At 64.7% G+C, this 17271-nt stretch carries 17 protein-coding genes; 9 read left to right on the top strand and 8 right to left on the bottom strand.

Annotation, left to right across the window (positions count from 1 at the left end; genetic code table 11):
* The first annotated feature begins 5 nt into the window (after window positions 1-5).
* From UB31_RS37135 to UB31_RS37120, 4 genes are all read left to right on the top strand, one after another.
* Window positions 6-1076 carry an anti-sigma factor gene (locus tag UB31_RS37135; RefSeq protein WP_045014449.1) on the top strand — a complete coding sequence of 357 codons (1071 nt, stop codon included), beginning with the start codon at window positions 6-8 and terminating at the stop codon, window positions 1074-1076.
* 186 nt (window positions 1077-1262) lie between these two features.
* Window positions 1263-2222 (top strand): helix-turn-helix transcriptional regulator, encoded by a 960-nt coding sequence (locus tag UB31_RS37130; protein ID WP_045014421.1) that lies wholly within the window; start codon window positions 1263-1265, stop codon window positions 2220-2222.
* Between the two features lie 286 nt (window positions 2223-2508).
* Window positions 2509-3444: a formylglycine-generating enzyme family protein gene (locus UB31_RS37125; protein ID WP_050044933.1), complete on the top strand. Its 936-nt coding sequence runs from the start codon at window positions 2509-2511 to the stop codon at window positions 3442-3444.
* Window positions 3445-3463: 19 nt separating this feature from the next.
* Window positions 3464-4681: an NAD(P)/FAD-dependent oxidoreductase gene (locus UB31_RS37120; protein ID WP_045014420.1), complete on the top strand. Its 1218-nt coding sequence runs from the start codon at window positions 3464-3466 to the stop codon at window positions 4679-4681.
* Window positions 4682-4848: 167 nt separating this feature from the next.
* Here UB31_RS37120 and UB31_RS37115 read toward each other — a convergent pair whose 3' ends face one another.
* The 8 genes from UB31_RS37115 to UB31_RS37080 all read right to left on the bottom strand — a co-directional run bounded on the left by UB31_RS37115 (window position 4849) and on the right by UB31_RS37080 (window position 12169).
* Window positions 4849-5049 (bottom strand): hypothetical protein, encoded by a 201-nt coding sequence (locus UB31_RS37115; RefSeq protein WP_045002842.1) that lies wholly within the window; start codon window positions 5047-5049, stop codon window positions 4849-4851.
* Window positions 5050-5343: 294 nt separating this feature from the next.
* On the bottom strand, window positions 5344-7485 hold the full coding sequence (gene flhA / locus UB31_RS37110; protein ID WP_045014419.1) for a flagellar biosynthesis protein FlhA: 2142 nt from the start codon (window positions 7483-7485) through the stop codon (window positions 5344-5346).
* 295 nt (window positions 7486-7780) lie between these two features.
* Window positions 7781-8080 carry a copper-binding protein gene (locus UB31_RS37105; RefSeq protein WP_045014447.1) on the bottom strand — a complete coding sequence of 100 codons (300 nt, stop codon included), beginning with the start codon at window positions 8078-8080 and terminating at the stop codon, window positions 7781-7783.
* An 11-nt stretch (window positions 8081-8091) separates the two neighbouring features.
* Window positions 8092-8547, bottom strand: a complete 456-nt coding sequence (locus UB31_RS37100; protein ID WP_045014418.1) for a cupredoxin domain-containing protein — start codon at window positions 8545-8547, stop codon at window positions 8092-8094.
* A gap of 32 nt (window positions 8548-8579) precedes the next feature.
* Complete coding sequence (locus UB31_RS37095) at window positions 8580-9914, bottom strand: copper oxidase (protein ID WP_045014446.1); 1335 nt, start codon at window positions 9912-9914, stop codon at window positions 8580-8582.
* A gap of 13 nt (window positions 9915-9927) precedes the next feature.
* Window positions 9928-11352, bottom strand: coding sequence for a TolC family protein (locus tag UB31_RS37090; protein ID WP_045014417.1), 1425 nt, complete (start codon window positions 11350-11352; stop codon window positions 9928-9930).
* A 9-nt stretch (window positions 11353-11361) separates the two neighbouring features.
* Complete coding sequence (locus tag UB31_RS37085) at window positions 11362-11646, bottom strand: hypothetical protein (protein ID WP_045014416.1); 285 nt, start codon at window positions 11644-11646, stop codon at window positions 11362-11364.
* 76 nt (window positions 11647-11722) lie between these two features.
* Window positions 11723-12169 carry a hypothetical protein gene (locus tag UB31_RS37080; protein WP_045014415.1) on the bottom strand — a complete coding sequence of 149 codons (447 nt, stop codon included), beginning with the start codon at window positions 12167-12169 and terminating at the stop codon, window positions 11723-11725.
* 249 nt (window positions 12170-12418) lie between these two features.
* Here UB31_RS37080 and UB31_RS37075 point away from each other — a divergent pair, with 249 nt between their 5' ends.
* From UB31_RS37075 to UB31_RS37055, 5 genes are read left to right on the top strand one after another with little or no spacing between them, the layout of a single operon-like run.
* Window positions 12419-13234, top strand: a complete 816-nt coding sequence (locus UB31_RS37075; protein WP_197090909.1) for a GntR family transcriptional regulator — start codon at window positions 12419-12421, stop codon at window positions 13232-13234.
* 50 nt (window positions 13235-13284) lie between these two features.
* On the top strand, window positions 13285-14454 hold the full coding sequence (locus UB31_RS37070) for an ABC transporter substrate-binding protein (protein ID WP_156162923.1): 1170 nt from the start codon (window positions 13285-13287) through the stop codon (window positions 14452-14454).
* Between the two features lie 23 nt (window positions 14455-14477).
* Window positions 14478-15431 (top strand): ferritin-like domain-containing protein, encoded by a 954-nt coding sequence (locus UB31_RS37065; protein WP_045002833.1) that lies wholly within the window; start codon window positions 14478-14480, stop codon window positions 15429-15431.
* A 13-nt stretch (window positions 15432-15444) separates the two neighbouring features.
* Complete coding sequence (locus tag UB31_RS37060; protein ID WP_045002832.1) at window positions 15445-16368, top strand: hypothetical protein; 924 nt, start codon at window positions 15445-15447, stop codon at window positions 16366-16368.
* Window positions 16369-16373: 5 nt separating this feature from the next.
* Window positions 16374-17249: a branched-chain amino acid ABC transporter permease gene (locus UB31_RS37055; protein ID WP_045014413.1), complete on the top strand. Its 876-nt coding sequence runs from the start codon at window positions 16374-16376 to the stop codon at window positions 17247-17249.
* The last annotated feature ends 22 nt before the right edge of the window (window positions 17250-17271 follow it).

Raw genomic sequence — 17271 nt, 5'->3', positions numbered from 1 at the left:
AATTGATGGCCTACAGCGAGGACCATATCGCGCTCGCCGCGGAATACGCGCTCGGCACACTCGATGCCGAGGAGCGTGCGCAGGTCGCGACCATCATGGCGGTGGACCCGGAGTTCGCCGCGATCGTGCAGGCCTGGGAATTCCGGCTCGGCGTCCTCAACCAGATGGTCGGCACGATCGAGCCGCGGCCGATCGTGTGGGAGAATATCAGGCGCGAGATCGCGCGGACGGCATCATCGCAAGATGCATCTCCGGAGCCTCCGATGCTGGCGGACGCGCCGCCGCCGCTGCCGGAGGTTTATGCGCCGGAGCCGTCATCGCCGGAGTCTGGGTTGCCCGAGGCTCCATCGTTGGGCGAGGCTCCATCGTTGGACGTGCAGCCGCCCGAACCGCCGCAATCTGACTCCGATGTCATCCCGGACATCGCGCCGCAGTTTATCCCGCAGACCCACGCGCCCGACCCGCGCGTCCTGCCCGTCACGCAGGTGCCAATCGTCGACGATACCAATGTGATCTATCTCGAGAGTCGCGTGAAGCGTTGGCGCAATGTCGCCTCCGCCGTGGGCGCGCTCGCGGCCGCACTGCTGGTGACGCTGTCGCTTCAGATCTTCTCGCCCGATGCGCTGCCCGGCGCGCTGCGTCCTGCACCGCGTGTCCGGACGGTCGAGGTGAAGACCCCGACCGTGCCGTTGTCGGCGCCGGCGCAATATGTTGCGCTGTTGCAGGGCCAGAGCGGCGGACCCGCGTTCATCCTCACCATCGATGGTGCGACCAAGAATTTCACGGTGCGCAAGGTCGGTGCGACGCCGGAGCCGGGCAAGAGCTTCGAGCTCTGGCTGATCTCCGACAAGCTGCCGCGCCCGCGTTCGCTCGGCGTGATCGGCAGCGGCGACTTCACTGCACGTCCGGTGCTCGCCGGCTTCGATGCCGACGTCGTCAACGGTGCGACCTATGCCGTCACCGTCGAGCAGTCGGGTGGCTCGCCCAACGGCCAGCCGACCTCGGCGCCGGTGTTTTCCGGTAAGCTGATCGAGACGGTGCCGCCCACGCAGCCGCAGGTGCCCGCGAAGAAGTAGGTTGCCGGTTCCAAAGGACTGCCACCGCGCTCGTCCTTGTCGCCGCTGTCCGCTCCATCGTCGTAATCAGACAAGCCCGACCAAATCCGCCCCCGATTTGAACCTCCCCGCCATCCGCGGCGTCAAATCCCCGGAATTTATAGTCAGCGCCACCGATCGTGGTGCTGGAGAGGGGGTAGAAATCAGATGGATGCAGTCAAGCCGCCGGGCATCTTCATTCACCAATATGCGGGCCTGCCGCACGGCCCCGCCTTCGAGCATTGGCGCGACCGGGCCTGCGGGCCCTGTGGCCTGGATATCGGGCCGAGCCGTGGCGAGAGCATCGATTGCCGGCTCCAGATCAGTGTGGTCGACAATATCGCGCTGGCCATTCCCGAAGGCGCCTCCGCGCAATATTCACGCACCCAGAGCTTGCTTGCCGACGGCAGCGACGATCTCGTGCTGATCGCCGCGCATGCGGGTCTCGTCCGCGTCGGGCAGAACGGTCATAGCGTCGAGCTCGCGCCGGCGCAGATGGTGCTGGTCGATATGGGCATCATCGGCACCGTCGGCCACACCGATGAGAACCGCTTCACCACCATCCGCATGCCGCGTCGCGCGCTGCTCGACATCAATCCGCGCGCCGAAGAGAAGCTGTCGCAAGTGCTCTGCGACGGTGCGGTCGCCGAAACCATCTTCCGCTACCACGCGCTCGCAGCCCATCATGCCCCGCATCTCGACGCCGTCGGCCAGCGCCTCACCGCGCAGCATATGGTGGATCTCGTCGGTCTGCTGGTTGGCACGGATGCCGAGCACACGGCGCTCGCGCGCGGCCGAGGCCATGCGGCGGCTCGTCTCGATCTCATGCGCGCCGACGTGATGGCAGCACTCGGCCGTAACGATCTCTGCCTGTCCGAAGTCGCGACGCGCTCAGGGCTCAGCCCGCGCCAGGCACAGCGGCTGTTCGAGCAGGCCGGCACGACCTTCACCGAATTCGTGCTCGAGCAGCGCCTGCTGATGGCGCGAAAACTGCTTGGCGATCCCCGCGCGAGGGCGCGCAAGATCAGCGACATCGCGCATTCGTCAGGCTTCTCCGATCTGTCCTATTTCAACCGCGCCTTCCGCAAGCGCTTTGGCACGACGCCATCGGAGCTGCGCGAGGCCTGAGCAGTCGGCGCTGCAATCCTCGCTTGCGGATCGAGGTGGGCGCACGGCCGATTTGAAGCCGAGGCGTTTTGTCGCCGCCAAAAGGCGCAAAATGCTTCGCCACGAAGTCGTTTTAAAGCGCGGCGACACCGGTCTGAAACAATCGCTCTGCATCATCGTGAGATTGATGAGCGCAACTTCGCCGAATTTTGCGCCACTGATATTGCGATTGCCGGCGAACGCGCCGCTTTTTGAAGCCCGTTTTTGAAAAAGCCATTGACGGTCACGCTGTGACCAGGAGGGCCACATGGTCAGCTTTGTTGACCGGCCGCTTGCCCTGTTTGCACTGCTCATTGCCGGTTTTTCAACGCCGCTCGCGTCGGCGCAAACGATGCAGCAGAGTTCCCAGCCCGGGCTCGCCCTGGCGAGCAGCGACTCGTCGTTGCTGGATATGCGGCTTTCAAAACCGCTGTCGCGGCACGAGGAAACAGCGCTTCGGCCGAAGGATCGGTTCAGGGAGTGCGAGCACTGTCCGGAGATGGTGGTCGTTCCAGATGGCACCTTCACCATGGGCGCGAGCGCGGACGAGCGCGGCAGCACGGAGGACGAACGGCCGCAGCATCAGGTGACAGTGCAGCGCTTCGGCGTCGGACGTTCGCCCGTGACCTGCGACGAATGGAACGCCTGCGTGAGGGCGAAGGGTTGCAGCCGCCACGCCGAGGTGACGGCGGATCACGAGTACGATTCTGTCACCGGCATCCTGTGGGACGAGGCGAAGGACTACGTGCAATGGCTCTCGCGCACGAGCGGCCGCACCTATCGGCTCTTGAGCGAAGCCGAGCGCGAATACGTCGCGCGCGCCGGCACCACCACTGCGTTCTGGTGGGGCGATGGAGTAGATCCACACCTGACCGAGGCGACGGCCGCCGATCTGATCGCCGACATCGGCATCGCGATGACGTCGGTGATATCGGCGACGCCCCGGACCGCCAATCCTCTCGGGCTCTACGAGGTCCATGGCAGCGTCTACGACTGGGTCGAGGACTGCTGGCACGACAATTACGTCGGCGCTCCGACGGATGGCTCTGCGTGGGTCACGGGAGACTGCAAGGGCCGCGTCCTGCGAGGCGGCGCGGCCAGCCGTTCCCTGCAGACCGGCCGTTCGGCGGCGCGAATCTGGTTTGGTCCACCGAACCGGATGAGCTATATGAGCTTGCGCGTGGCAAGAACGCTTGATCCGTAACAAAGCGTGGTGGGACGAAATGGCGCGTATCGTCGTGCTCGGCGCCGGGTTTGCAGGCCTGTGGGCGGCCATCGGCGCCGCCCGCCAGCGCGACGAGATCGGCGCAAACAACGACATCGAGATCCGCGTCGTCGACCGCAATCCCTATCACAACATTCGCGTGCGCAATTACGAGGTCGATCTCAGCGAGGTCGCGCTTCCACTTGCGCAATTGCTGGATCCGATCGGCGTCAGCCATGGGATCAGCGAGGTCGAGGCGATCGATCCGGCGCGGCGCGTAATCTCGCTGGTCACGCGCAGCGGCGAGGAGATGCTTTCATATGACCGGCTCGTGCTCGCGCTCGGCAGCGAAGTGATGCGGCCCGACATTCCCGGCCTTGCTGACCACGCCTTCGACGTTGACACTTACGCCGCGGCGCTCCGCCTCGAAGACCATCTCACTTTGCTCGGACGCAGCGCGCCGTCGCCGGGGCGGTCGACGGTCGTCGTGGTCGGGGCCGGCTTTACCGGCATCGAGGTCGCGGCCGAGATGCCGGACAGGCTGGCGCGCGCCGGCGTCACGGGCAGCCACCGCATCATCCTGGTCGATCCCAATCCGACTGTCGGCGCCACCATCGGCGCGCACGCGCGACCCGTCATCGAGACGGCATTGTCGTCGCTCGAGATCGAGACGCGGCTCGGTGTGCGTGTCGTGTCCGTCGAGGCCGCCGGCATGCACCTCAGTTCGGGCGAGTTCATCCCGACAAAGACGGTGATCTGGTGCGCCGGCATGCGGGCGAGTCCGCTTGCCGCGAGTTTTCCAGGCGCGCGCGATCGCCTCGGGCGCCTCCTGGTCGATCCCTTCATGCAGGTTGCGGATCAGCCCGGCGTCTTCGCGGCCGGCGACGTCGCCTCCAGCGTGGTCGACGGGCTACATCCGACCGTGATGTCCTGCCAGTTCGCCCGCCCCATGGGCCGCTTCGCCGGCCACAATGTGGTGGCCGATCTCATGGGCCAACCGATGTTGCCGCTGCGGATCGACTGGTACGTGACCGTGCTCGATCTCGGCAATTGGGGTGCGCTCTATACGGAAGGGTGGGACCGCGAGGTGCGGACGACCGGTCAGGCCGCGAAAGCGACCAAGCAGACCATCAACCGCAAGCGGATCTATCCGCCGCTCACCGGCAGCAAGGACGATCTCTTCGCCGCTGCCGCGCCGACCGTGCAGGCGCCGCCGCCAACTTATGGGGCGCGGTAGGCTCTATTCCGTCATTGCGATGACGAGACCCCAGACATGAGAAAGCGCCCGTGGGGGGCGGGCGCTTTCTGTAGTCGACTTGGGGTTGGGGTCGTCTACATATCCACGTGGCGACTTTGGGGGGCTGGTAAAGAGCCGCGTGAATTCGAAAAACTCGTCAAAACTCCTTAGCGAACGAGCGATGCGTTCGAGCTGGTGATCACAACCGGCTTGCCGGCCTTGATGACGCGGGCGGTCTGGGTCAGGCCGTCGTCCGAACCCGAGCGTGCCGTGATGCCGAAGCCTGCCACCGCGATCCCTGCGACGAGGGCCACGACCACGATCTTCAGGTGGGTCGAGCGATCTGCGCTGTAAATCGAGTGGTTCATGGAAGGCTCCTGCCGCCATCTACCGGAAGTAGTCGCCACCTTGTTCAGGCAGGTTCATGCTTCCGATGCCCAACAACCTAGTATTGGGGGGATTCGTTCCCAAGAGGCGATCACAAGAGCGTGACACGACGTGATCGGTCGCGATCAAAAGCAGCCCTTGATCGTGCGATTTCGTAATTATTTCAAAGGTATAATGTCCTTGTGAGGCGCCCTCTCAGCATTTGGTCGACCAGGCACCAGGAACTCAAAAACCATTTGCCTGTGGCCAAAAAACACACGGCTTCTTAAGGCAAATCAGATGCTTCCGACCGTTTTCAGCCTCGCCCTGGGGTGGATTTCGGCCTGCGACAAGACCGTGGTCTGGGCGCGGAACCGCTCGACGAGAGAGCGCACGAAGGGACGAATTGCCGCAGAGGTGACCAGCACCGGCGCTTCGCCTTCGCGGGCGGCGCGCTCGAAGGCCTCGCGTACGGCGGTCATGAACTCCGACAGCTTTGAGGGCTGCATGGCGAGGCTGCGCTCTTCGCCCTGGCCGACGATGGATTCGGCAAAGGCCTGCTCCCACCGCGCCGACAGCGCGATCAGCGGCAGATAGCCGTTGTAGGAGGTGTTTTGCGCGCAGATCTGCCGAGCCAGCCGGGCGCGGACATGCTCGACCATGGTTGCGGGATTGCGCGAGAAGGCGAGCGAGTCGGCGATGCCTTCGAGAATGGTCGAGAGGTCGCGGATCGAGATGCGCTCGGCGAGCAGCAGTTGCAGCACGCGCTGGATGCCGGAGACCGTGACCTGTCCGGGCACGATGTCCTTGACCAGCTCGGCCTGCTCCTTCGGCAGCTCCTTGAGCAGCTTCTGGACCTCGCCATAGGACAACAGGTCCGACATGTTGGCCTTGAGCAGCTCGGTGAGGTGGGTCGAGAGCACGGTCGCGGCGTCGACGACGGTGTAGCCCTTGAGCGAAGCCTCCTCCTTGAGGCTGGCATCGACCCAGGTCGCGGGCAGGCCGAAGGTCGGCTCGGTGGTGTGGATGCCGGGCACCTGCACCTGGCTGCCGCCGGGGTCCATGACCATGAACTGGTTCGGCCAGATCTTGCCGGTGCCGGCGTCGACCTCCTTGATCTTGATGATGTAGGTGTTGGCTTCGAGCTGGACGTTGTCGAGGATGCGTACCGCCGGCATGACAAAGCCCATCTCGATCGCGAGCGAGCGGCGCAGCGCCTTGATCTGCTCGGTGAGGCGGTCGGTGCCGTCGGGACCGTTGACCAGCGGCAGCAGCGCATAGCCGAGCTCGATCTTGAGGTCGTCGATCTTCAGCGCTGCGGAGATCGGCTCCTCCGCCGCAGCGGAGCCGGGTGCACCCGGCGTTCCCGGCGCAGGCGCGTTCTTTGCAATTTCGTCAGCCTTGGCAGTCGCCCGGTTGCGGTTGCGGGCGTGCCAGGCGAGCGCGCCGGCGCCGGTGCCGAGTGCGAGGAAGGGAAGGGTCGGGATGCCCGGCAGCGCCGCCAGCACCAGCATGACCGCCGCGGACATCGCGAGCGCCTGCGGATAGCCGGAGAACTGCTTCATCAGCGCCTTGTCGGCAGCGCCGGAAACGCCGGCCTTGGAGACGAGCAGGCCGGCGGCGGTCGAGACGATCAGCGCTGGCACCTGGGTGACGAGACCGTCACCGACCGTCAGCAGCGTGTAGCTGCGACCGGCGTCGGCGAAGGACAGGCCCTGCTGCGCCACGCCGATAATCATGCCGCCGACGACGTTGATGAAGACGATCAGCAGGCCGGCGATGGCGTCGCCGCGGACGAATTTGGAGGCGCCGTCCATGGCGCCGAAGAAGCCGCTCTCGTCCTCCAGGTCCTTGCGCCGCTGCTTGGCGACCTTCTCGTCGATCAGGCCGGCGGAGAGGTCGGCGTCGATTGCCATCTGCTTGCCGGGCATGGCGTCGAGGTGGAAGCGGGCGGCGACTTCGGCAATACGGCCCGAACCCTTGGTGATGACGACGAAGTTGACGATGATCAGGATGGCGAAGACGATGATACCGATGACGAAATTGCCGCCCATCACGAAGCTGCCGAAGGCCTCGATGACGTGACCGGCGGCATCCGTGCCCTCGTGCCCGTGCGACAGGATCAGGCGGGTCGAGGCCATGTTGAGCGACAGGCGCAGCATGGTCGAGATCAGCAGGACGGTCGGGAAGGCGGAGAATTCCAGCGGCGCCTGGATGAACAGCGACGTCATCAGGATCAGGATGGAGAGCGTGATCGAAATCGCCAGGAACAGGTCCAGCACGATCGCGGGCAGCGGCAGGATCAGCACCACCAGGATGGTGAGGACGCCGAGCGCCAGCGCGATGTCGCCGCGCTTGAGGATGTTGCCGATCTCGGCAAGGGTGGGGAAGCCGGCGTTCGTACTGCCTACGCCCTGTCCCGCGGTGACGTCGACCATGGTAGCTGCCTTCCCGCGCGACTGCCGTCCACGCGCCCCAATTGTCTGCGCGGCGGCCGAAGGGCCGCCGTTTCGAAAGTGAGGTACCGCACTGGCGTCCACGGGAGCTCCCGTTCTACGCGGCTGACGACACTCGACTCCACTGGGCAATTTTTGCCCGGTGTATGGTTAGCAAAGGGTTAACAAGAGGCGCGGCAAGAGGTCAGACCGGGGTGTTTCGGGCCTCCCAGGTCGTCATTCCGGGCTCGCGCCAAGAGGCGTGCCCGGGAATGACCATGGTAAAATGCCGGCGTCCCTACTTCGCCTTCTGCATCTTCGTCACCATGTACCCCGACGACGCCTCCTCGGCCTCGAAGGTCACTTTGTCGCCGACCTTCACCTGCTTGAGCATCGCGGGGTCCTTGACGCGGTAGACCATGGTCATGGGCTCATCCATGCCGAGGTTCTTGGCCGGGCCGTGCTTGAGCGTGATCTTGCCCGCGCCCTCGTCGATCTTCTTCACCTCGCCGCTGATGGAAGCGGCTTGCGCGAGTGCGCTCACGGTCAGGCCCAGCGTCAGGGCCAGTGCTGCGGTCATGCGGTTGATCGGTTTCATGGTTCTGTCCATCATTTCACGGTGACGTGGCCGACCATGCCGTAGTCGCGATGGTCGGGGATCAGGCAGGAAAACTCGAAGGTGCCGGCTCTGGTGAATTTCCAGACGATCTCGGCTGTCTTGTTCGGTGCGAGCCGCACCCCGTTCGGGTCGTCGTGCTCCATATGCGGGTGCTTCTTCATCATCTCGGCATGCGCGAGGTTCTCTCTTGTGGTGGCGAGCAGGAATTCGTGGTCCTCCTTGCCGACATTGCGCAGCACGAAACGGATCTGCTCGCCCCGCTTCACTGTGATGTTCGATGGCTCATAGGCCATCTCGCTCAACGCGATCTCGATGGTGCGCGCCGGCTTTTTGGGATCGCCGGGCTCGCCGGCCGAGAAGGATTCATGGCCGTGATGCTCGTGCGCGAGGGCGGGCGCGATCGAGAGCGCGACCAGCGCAATGGGGAGTTTGATCGTCTTTTTCATTGTGGTCTCCAGTTGGTGGTGCATCGAAACGCTCACATCTTCATCTTCTTCTGCATCGGCGTGGCGGGCTGCCGTGCCGGCTCCGCTGCCGGCGAGGCGACCTCGTAGGCGACGGTGCCTTGCGGGAATTGGTAGGGGCCGGGGTCGCGATAATCGTCGCGCGCGAGGTTCTCGCGGATCTTCATCACCGTGAACATGCCGCCCATCTCGATCGGCCCGAACTGGCCGGTGCCGGTCATCATCGGCAGCGTGTTGTCGGGCGCGGGCATCTCCATATTGCCCATCGCCATGCCGGTCGAACCCATCGCCATGCCATCCGGCGCGAGCTTGCCGACGGCTTTGGCGAGATCCTTGCGTGACACGCCGATCATGTTGCGCATGTCATGGCCCATCGCATTCATGGTGTGATGCGACTTGTGACAGTGGAACGCCCAGTCGCCGGGATTGTCGGCGAGGACGTCGAACACCCGCACCGCACCGACCGGGACGTCTGTGGTCGTCTCCGGATATTGCGCGCTCTCCGGAATCCACCCGCCGTCGGTGCAGGTCACCGCAAAGCTGTGGCCGTGCAGATGGATCGGATGATTGTCCATGCTGAGATTGCCGATGCGCAGGCGCACTCTGTCGCCGAGCCGCACAGGGAGCGGATCGATGCCGGGAAACACCCGCGCATTCCAGGTCCACATGTTGAAGTCGGTCATCTCGGTGACCTTCGGCAAGTAAGTGCCGGGATCGACGCGGTAGGTGCTCATCACAAAGACGAAGTCGCGGTCGACGGGGCGGAAATTCGGGTCGCGGGGGTGCACGACGACCATGCCCATCATGCCCATCGCCATCTGCACCATCTCGTCGGAATGCGGGTGGTACATGAAAGTCCCGCTCTTCCTCATCTCGAACTCGTAGACGAAGGTCTTTCCAGGCTGGATGTGCGGCTGGGTCAATCCGCCGACGCCGTCCATGCCGCTCGGCACGATCATGCCGTGCCAGTGCACGCTGGTGTATTCGGGCAATTTGTTGGTGACGAAGATGCGGACCTTGTCGCCCTCGACCGCCTCGATGGTCGGCCCTGGCGACTGGCCGTTATAGCCCCAGAGATTGACCTTCATGCCCTCGGCGAATTCGCGCACCACCGGCTCGGCGACGAGATGGAATTCCTTCCAGTCGCCGTTCATGCGGAACGGCAGCGTCCAGCCGTTGAGCGTGACGACGGGGTGATAGTCCGGACCGCTGATGGGGTGCAGCGGCGGCTGCATCACCGCCTTATCCATGTGCGCTGCTTCCGGAATCGATGCGGCCTGGACGCGGCCGCTGACGGCCGATGCGCTGACAAGCGCGGCGGTGCCCAAAAATCCTCGGCGGGAAAACATGTCGGCCTCCATGTCAGTGACCGCCATCGGCAGGCGCTGCCGCGGCGATGGTGGTTGAATTGTCCCCGCCGGTCGCAGGCGTGCCGCCGCCGTTGACGGCGGTCTGCAAGTCGGACTGGGCGAGGAAGAAATTTTGCTTCGCATCGATCGCGCCGCGGAGCGACGCCAGGCGCTGCCGGGCTTCGGTCAGTAGCGCAAAGATGTCGACCTGCATGCTGGAGAAGCGCAGCTGCATTTCCTCTGTGATGATTTTTCGCAAGGGGAGGATTTCGCGCTGGTAGTGGCTCGCGATGTCGTAGGTGGATCGGTAGGTGCGGTAAGCATCGCGCGCCTCCGAGCGAACGTTCACGGCACGCTCGGTCAGGCGATTGAAGGCGAGGTTGTAGGTCTCCCCCGCCTGCCGTACCCGCACCTCACCGCCATCGAAGATCGGGATCTGGAACTGCACGTCGAAACCGCGTTCGCGGAACGGCGCGCCTTCCGGGTCCTTGGTGCGGCGGGAAATACCGGCGAGATCGAGCAGGGTGACGAAGCGCGTCGCCTCGGTGAGGTTCAGCGACTTTGCCAGCGCCGTCAGCTCCAGCCGCGCGATCTGGAGATCGATGCGATGGGCGACCGCGTCGGCCTCGATCGAGGGCAGCGCCTGTGGCCGACGCGGCAACGACGGCAACACGCTGGGCAGACGGAAATCGAGGCCGTCGTCCCACAGTCCCATCAACCGCGCCAGCTTTTCGCGCGCACTTGTCGCGGACTGCCGCGCGGTGGCGAGATCGGCGGTGGTCTCGGCATAGAACATCTGCTCGCGGGCCTGGTCGAGCTTGTTGATCGAGCCGGTCTCGCCGAGCTTCACCGCAAGCTGTGCTGTGGATTCCGCCGTCGACTTCGCGTCCGTCAGTAGCGCAACCATCTCGTTGGCTGCGACGACCCGGACGTAGGCGCGCCGCACATCGGCGGCGAGCCGAAGCGTTGCCAGCGCCGCGCGCAATTGTGCCTGGCGAAACCGGTCGCGGGCGATCTCGGAGCGGAACGGCAGCGTGGCCAGCGCGAGGATATCGCCAACTACCTGGCGCTCGATCTCGCTGGCACCGTTGCCGCTGATGCGGGAGACCGAGAACACCGGATTGGGCGGCAGGCTCTGCTCGACGAGATCGGTCTCGGCGAGCGCCAGTTCGTTATAGGCCGCTTGCAGCCCCCTGTTGTTGAGCAGCGCGATCTGCACGGCAGCATCGAGGCTCAGCGTTCGCGAGAGCAAGTTGCGAACGCGATCGTCGGCTGCGCCGGCCCCCTCGGCCGTTCGCACGAAGGCGACGTCCTTGTTGATGGTCTGGCTTGTCAGCTCCGAGACCGCATTCATGCCGCCGTCCGGCGAGAACGCGGCGCAACCAGAGAGACCGAACGCAGCAAAGACGAGCAAGCTGCGCGCAAAATGGTGTGCCATGGCGCGCTCCTACTGGTCTTGCTTGGGCTGCGGCGCGGTGGCGTCGTTGCGCTCGCGCCAGGGCGCCGGCGTTGCAGGCCGCAGGCTCGCGTAAGGCGCGATCGTCGAGCGATAGCCGGCACGCGCGGCCTTGGCCGCGGGATCGGCAGGATCGGCGCCGACTATCGGTGTGGTTGCCGGCATGCAGCCGGACAGCGCCAGCGCAACCGCAGCCAGAAACGGCCAATTAAATAGAGAATGTCGTCCACGCGCCGAAGATTCGGCGGCGAACTTCGCCCCGGAAAGCGTAAGCATGATTCATCCCTGATCTGTCAGATGACCAAAGGCGCACGCGCGCTTGATGCGCGCGGCCTCAAATCGTCGTGTCAGGTCAGGCGATGGGAGGGCGGTAGAGCAGGGGCGGCGCCTCGCTGCGCAGGCTGGTAACGATCTCGGGCGTGCAGGCGGAGATCGGCAGGACGGGCTTGGCGACGCTGGGGAGATCGGCCGGCAGCGCGCTCACGCGCATCATGGCGCAACACGGGCCCGCCTTGCCCTTGCCGTCATGATGATGCGGAGCGGGTGTGTCCTGCGCGGCGGCCTTGTGATGTGCATGCATGCCGGCGTGGTCGTGCGTCACGTCGCCGTCATGGCTGTGGCTCGCCGCCACTTGATGATGCACCGGCACGAGATTGGCCAACAGCACATCATCAAGGCACGGCGCGGGACCGCTGCCCCAAGCGAGCGCTGCAGCCGGCGCGAGCACGCAGAACAGATAGGCGAGGGCGACGAGCCGCCCCACCCTGATCCGTACCGACCTTTTCAATTGCAAGGACATCGCCCGAACTGTTCGCTGCGTCGCAGTGTTGCAGACGCCAATTGCAGGATAATGGCAAAGCGCGCGTGCGCCTAGCGGCCATGCCGCAATGCACAGAGAATGCTGCGCAAAGGCTGCTGGCCGCATGGCCGCCACAAGATGACGCATCATCAAACAGAGGCTGGCGCAAATTTCCGCTTGTGCAATTGTATGGTTAGGCAGACAATCATTCAATTAGAGGCCGACGATATGGTTAGTGCGATGCAGGACGTGAGCGATAGCTTGCCGGTGCTGGAAGCGGATTGGGTCAATCCCCCGCTTGACCGGACGTCGCCGCTCCCACTCTATGCCCAGATAAAACAACGGCTTATCGGGACGATCCTGCGTTGGGAGCAGCCGGACCGGCGCTTCTTCTCGGACGAAGAGCTGTGCGAGATGTTCTGCGTCAGCCGGGACACCGTGCGCCAGGCGCTGTCCGAACTGGTCCGCGAGGGCATGCTCACCCGCAGCCGCGGGCTCGGCACCTTCGTTGCCGTCCGCAAGCTGGAAGAGCGGTTCGGACCCGGCATGGACTTCATGCGGCAGTGGGAAGCTGCCGGCACGCCAATTCAACCCACGCTTCTCGTTTTCGAGCGCTGCGGCGCCGACGATCAGATTGCTGCCGCGCTCGAAGTCGAGGTCGGCGCCCGCGTTCTCTTTATCAAGCGGACGCGTGCTGCCGCGCGCGTGCCGGTCGCCATCGACTACCGCTATCTGCCAGCCGATCTCGTCGCCGACTGGGATGAGAGCGCGGCCCTCGCCTCGCCACTGCATCTGTTGTGGCAACGCGTCGAGCTCCGCAGCGGCGACTTCGGCATCGAGGCCGGCATCGCCGGTCCCGAGGAGGTTGAATACCTGCATCTTGCCGCCGGCGCACCGGTGCTGACGCGCACGCTTCGCTATCGCGATGCGACCGGCCGCCTGGTGATGGCGGGCCATACCGTCCATCGCGGCGACCTCGTGCGCTACTCGTTGAGCATGCCGCTGTCGCGCGACGGCAAGGCGCCCGCGGGTGAGATCGACAAGAGCGGCGTGCATGACGATTGAACGACGGGCATCAGGACGCCGCCCGGCGTCCATTTGAGTGGAGGGGTATCGTGAATCTGGGACGACGCAATTTCCTGCAATTCATGGGCGGCACCGCGCTCGCCGCAACAGGCATTCAGCCCGGCTGGGCTGCGGACGAGCCGCTGCGTGTCGGGTCGATCCTCTCTGTCACCGGGCCAGCCGCGTTCCTCGGCGAAGACATGAAGGCCGGCCTGCAGCTCGCCGTCGACGAGATCAATGCCGCGGGCGGCATTGGCGGCCGCAAGATCGCATGGACCTTCTATGATGCCGAAAGCCAGACGCAGAAGGCGATCTCCGCCACCAGACGCCTGATCAGCCAGGACAAGGTTGAGCTCATCCTGAGCGGCGGCAATATGAGCGGCATTGCGCTCGCGATGGCGCCGATGGCGGAATCCGCCAGCATTCCCTTCATTTCGAGCGAGGGAGCGCTTGCAATCGTCACGCCGGTCGCCGAGCGGAAATGGGTGTTCAAGAGCACGGTCGACGACGAGGACGTGCTCGAGCGCATCGCCGACTATTTCGCCAAGAAGAACATCAAGAAGGTGGCGCTGATCGCCGATACCAGCGGATTCGGCCAGGGCGCCGTCACGCAGATGAAGAAGGTCGGCCCGCGTCGCAACCTCGACGTTGCCTACGAGTCGTTCGACCCCGCCGACACCGACATGATGCCGCAGCTCACCCGCATTCGCGACAGCGGGGCGGAAGCGATCATCTGCTGGACCGTCACGCCCGCCGGCGTCGTATTCCTGAAGCAGGCGCAGCAGCTCGGTCTCGACAGCCGTACGCTGGTTCACAGCTACGGCTTCGTCTCGTCGCACTACATGACGCTCGCCGGCGATGCCGCGAAATCCGTGCTGCTCGCAAGCCTGAAATTCCCGGTCGGCGACCAGCTTCCGGACAAGGATCCGCTCAAGGCGGGCATTCTCCGGCTATTCCGCTCCTATCAGGAGCGCTTCAACCGCGCGGCCAGTCTCTACGCTGCGGAATCCTACGACGCGGCCATGCTGGCGAAGGAAGCGCTGAGCAAGGTCGGCGGCGACGTCTCCAAGCTTCCGCAGGGCATGGAGCAGGTCAAGAATTTCGCGGGCATGAGCGGCGTGTTCAGCTTCTCGCCGGAGCGTCACTCCGGCCTGTCGAAAAAGGACATCGTGCTGATCAACTGGCGAGACGGCCGTTTCAACCTCGCCGACTACGAATAAGCCAAAACAGGAAGGAGGATGCCATGGCACTCTCGCGTGATATGTCGCAAGACCAGGCTTTCGAAATGGTGCAGACCCTGCTCGATGCGCCCGAAAGCCGCTTCCCGCTGACCTTCAATTCGGACCTGCCGCGGATTCGCGAGCTGTTTCACGCAGCGACGCGCAACCAGTGGGATCCGAAGACCGACGTGGACTGGGACCTGCTCAAGCCGGAGAGCTACACCGAAGAACAGCGCTACGCCGCGCGGCTATACTGGAGCCGTCGCGCCTGGAGCGAGTACGGCGCGATTTCGGAGAGCCCCTCGCTCCAGCTTCGCTTTGGATTGGAGAACCGCCCCTCGGACATGCAGCTTTTCTTTACCATCCGTTCGCAGGAGGAGGCACGCCACGCCGAGGTCTGCCACACCATGGCGGAGAAGCTCGGCGGCTATATCGAAAAGCCGGTGCAGCAATTGTTCGAAGGTTCGGTGTCGACCCACGGCGTTCGCCGCGCGACGCTGAATGCGGACGTGCCGCTCGAGGGCATCATCGCGGCGCTGGTCTGCACCGCGGAAGAGATCGCCTTCGACGTGTTCAAGCATCTCGACGACGTGACGCGTGATCCCGTCGCCAAGCAGATCGTGCGCTTCATCATGCGGGATGAATCGCGCCACTGCGCCTTCGGCTGGTATTTCCTCGAGGCGATCTGCGAGACGCTCACGCCGGAGCAGAAGACGATGATCGAGAACTCGGTCATCACCATGATGGAGAAAGTCGAGCTCAACGGCTACCATTCGAGTTGGCTCGCGCCGGAAAACCCGGCCTCGCTGGCCGAGGTCGAGGCCGATCGCATCACCTATGAGGCCGGGCTCGGCTCAACGGTGGAAGAGGCCGAGAAGCCGGTGTTCGTCGCGACCGTGCAGCGCATCCGCGACCAGATGAAGCCGCTCGGCATCAATCTGCCCCCGTTCCATCACGACAAGCTCGGGGCGATCTGACGTGCAGAGGGCCATGCATCAGGTCAAGCCGACCTTGCCGCCGTCGCGCCTGTTGATCGAGCGGCGTTTCCCGCTCGAGCTGAACGTGACGCTCCCGGAGATCCGGGAACTCTACGACACCGGCAAAGCCGGCCGCTGGAATCCGCATCGCGACGTCGACTGGAAAGCGCTCGATCCCGCGCAATATGACGAGCCGGTGCAGCAGGCCGCGCGGCGTACCTGGAGCCGCAGGCTCTGGGCCGAGGCGACCGGTCTTACCGAGACGCCCGCGCTCCTCATGCGCTTTTGCATGGAGGTCGGCCGCGAGGTCGATCCAAAGTTCTATCTTACGGTCCGCAACACAGAGGAAGCCTGGCATGTCGAGTGTTTCGACCGGCTCGCCGAGGCGTTCGGCGGCCGGATCGCCGCGCCGGCCGACCGCGCTTACGAAGCAACATTCAACCGCAATCTGCACCGGCGCGCGATGGACGCGAACCAGAACCTCGACAGTTACGTGGCCGCATTCGCGGCATTCGAGGACGGCCTCGAACTCGAGCTTTGCCGCACCTGGCGCGCCTGCGCGAGCAACCCCACCATCAAGTCCGTGCTCGATCGGGTCATCGCCGACAAGGAGCGCCATGCTGCGTTCGGCTGGCTCTATCTCGATTCACGCGCGCCGCATTGGAGCTCCAAGGACCGTGCGCTCATCGCCGACGAACTGGCCGCGCATGTGCGCGAGACCGAACTGAAGGGCTATCATTGCCCGTGGCTCGCGCCCGAGCATGCCGCCGTCGAGGCCGAGGCCGATGCATTGACGGCGTCCGCGGGCCTTGGCGGTGCGCCGCGTGCGGCGGAGGAGGATACGCTGGTAACCTACACCGCGAATGCGCGGGCCAAGCTTGCCGAACTCGGGGTCGTCCTGCCCCTGTTCGAATCCAACCGCATGCGGACGTTCTGAGCGCCATGACGACGACCATCCTTCAGTTGCTGGTCGCAGGCGTTGGTACAGGCAGTATCTATGCGCTCATCGCCCTCGGCTTCAACGTCGTGTTCAAGAGCACGGGTGCGATGAACTTCGCTCAGGGTGAATGGGTGGTGATGGGCGGGATGATCTCGGCGTTGCTGTTTGCGGCGACGAGCAATATCGGGCTGGCCTGCGCCCTCGCGGTGGTGATCGTCATCATGGCCGGTATCGCATCGGAACGATTGGTGATCTGGCCGCTGCGGCGGCCGAATACGCTCTTGATCACGCTCGTCAGCATCGGGCTCGCGATCTGCACGCGCAGCCTGGTCATGCTGGTGCTCGGCAAGAAGCCGGTCGGCTATCCCGGCTTTTCGCAGGTGTCGACGCTGGTCCTGGGCGGCGTCGCGGTGCAGACCCAGACGCTGTGGATCATCGGTCTGACGCTCGCCTTCCTGCTCGCGATGCATCTGTTCTTCGAGCGCAGTATGCTCGGCAAGGCGCTGCGTGCGGCGGCCGCCGATCGCGACGCGGCGGCCATCGTCGGGGTGCGCGTCGAGACCACGGTGATGCTCTCGTTCGCGATCGCCGCCTTTGCCGGCGCGCTCGCCGGCGCCATCATCACGCCGCTGACGCTGTCCTCCTACGACCAAGGCGCCATGTTCGGCTTCAAGGGTTTTAGCGCAGCGATGCTCGGTGGTGTCGGTAGCCTGCCGGGCGCCGTTGTCGGCGGGCTCGCGCTCGGCCTCCTCGAGGCGTTCGGCAGCTTCTATATCTCCTCCGATTTCAAGGACGCGATCGCCTTTACGGTGCTGCTTCTCATCCTGTTCGCGCGTCCGTCGGGCCTGCTCGGCCGTGCCGACGTGATCAAGGTCTGACCGGATGGTCCTGGCTCGCGCG

It is taken from the genome of Bradyrhizobium sp. LTSP849 (assembly GCF_000938255.1).
Classification (GTDB): Bacteria; Pseudomonadota; Alphaproteobacteria; order Rhizobiales; family Xanthobacteraceae; genus Bradyrhizobium.
The sequence above is the reverse complement of the archived record's forward strand: the minus strand, read 5'-3'. Positions and strand labels throughout refer to the sequence as shown.

Coding starts and splice junctions, on each gene's coding strand:
- UB31_RS37135 (WP_045014449.1), top strand. CDS start 6: ATGGCCTACAGCGAGGACCATATCGCGCTCGCCGCGGAATACGCGCTC.
- UB31_RS37130 (WP_045014421.1), top strand. CDS start 1,263: ATGGATGCAGTCAAGCCGCCGGGCATCTTCATTCACCAATATGCGGGC.
- UB31_RS37125 (WP_050044933.1), top strand. CDS start 2,509: ATGGTCAGCTTTGTTGACCGGCCGCTTGCCCTGTTTGCACTGCTCATT.
- UB31_RS37120 (WP_045014420.1), top strand. CDS start 3,464: ATGGCGCGTATCGTCGTGCTCGGCGCCGGGTTTGCAGGCCTGTGGGCG.
- UB31_RS37115 (WP_045002842.1), bottom strand. CDS start 5,049: ATGAACCACTCGATTTACAGCGCAGATCGCTCGACCCACCTGAAGATC.
- flhA (WP_045014419.1), bottom strand. CDS start 7,485: ATGGTCGACGTCACCGCGGGACAGGGCGTAGGCAGTACGAACGCCGGC.
- UB31_RS37105 (WP_045014447.1), bottom strand. CDS start 8,080: ATGAAACCGATCAACCGCATGACCGCAGCACTGGCCCTGACGCTGGGC.
- UB31_RS37100 (WP_045014418.1), bottom strand. CDS start 8,547: ATGAAAAAGACGATCAAACTCCCCATTGCGCTGGTCGCGCTCTCGATC.
- UB31_RS37095 (WP_045014446.1), bottom strand. CDS start 9,914: ATGTTTTCCCGCCGAGGATTTTTGGGCACCGCCGCGCTTGTCAGCGCA.
- UB31_RS37090 (WP_045014417.1), bottom strand. CDS start 11,352: ATGGCACACCATTTTGCGCGCAGCTTGCTCGTCTTTGCTGCGTTCGGT.
- UB31_RS37085 (WP_045014416.1), bottom strand. CDS start 11,646: ATGCTTACGCTTTCCGGGGCGAAGTTCGCCGCCGAATCTTCGGCGCGT.
- UB31_RS37080 (WP_045014415.1), bottom strand. CDS start 12,169: ATGTCCTTGCAATTGAAAAGGTCGGTACGGATCAGGGTGGGGCGGCTC.
- UB31_RS37065 (WP_045002833.1), top strand. CDS start 14,478: ATGGCACTCTCGCGTGATATGTCGCAAGACCAGGCTTTCGAAATGGTG.
- UB31_RS37060 (WP_045002832.1), top strand. CDS start 15,445: ATGCATCAGGTCAAGCCGACCTTGCCGCCGTCGCGCCTGTTGATCGAG.
- UB31_RS37055 (WP_045014413.1), top strand. CDS start 16,374: ATGACGACGACCATCCTTCAGTTGCTGGTCGCAGGCGTTGGTACAGGC.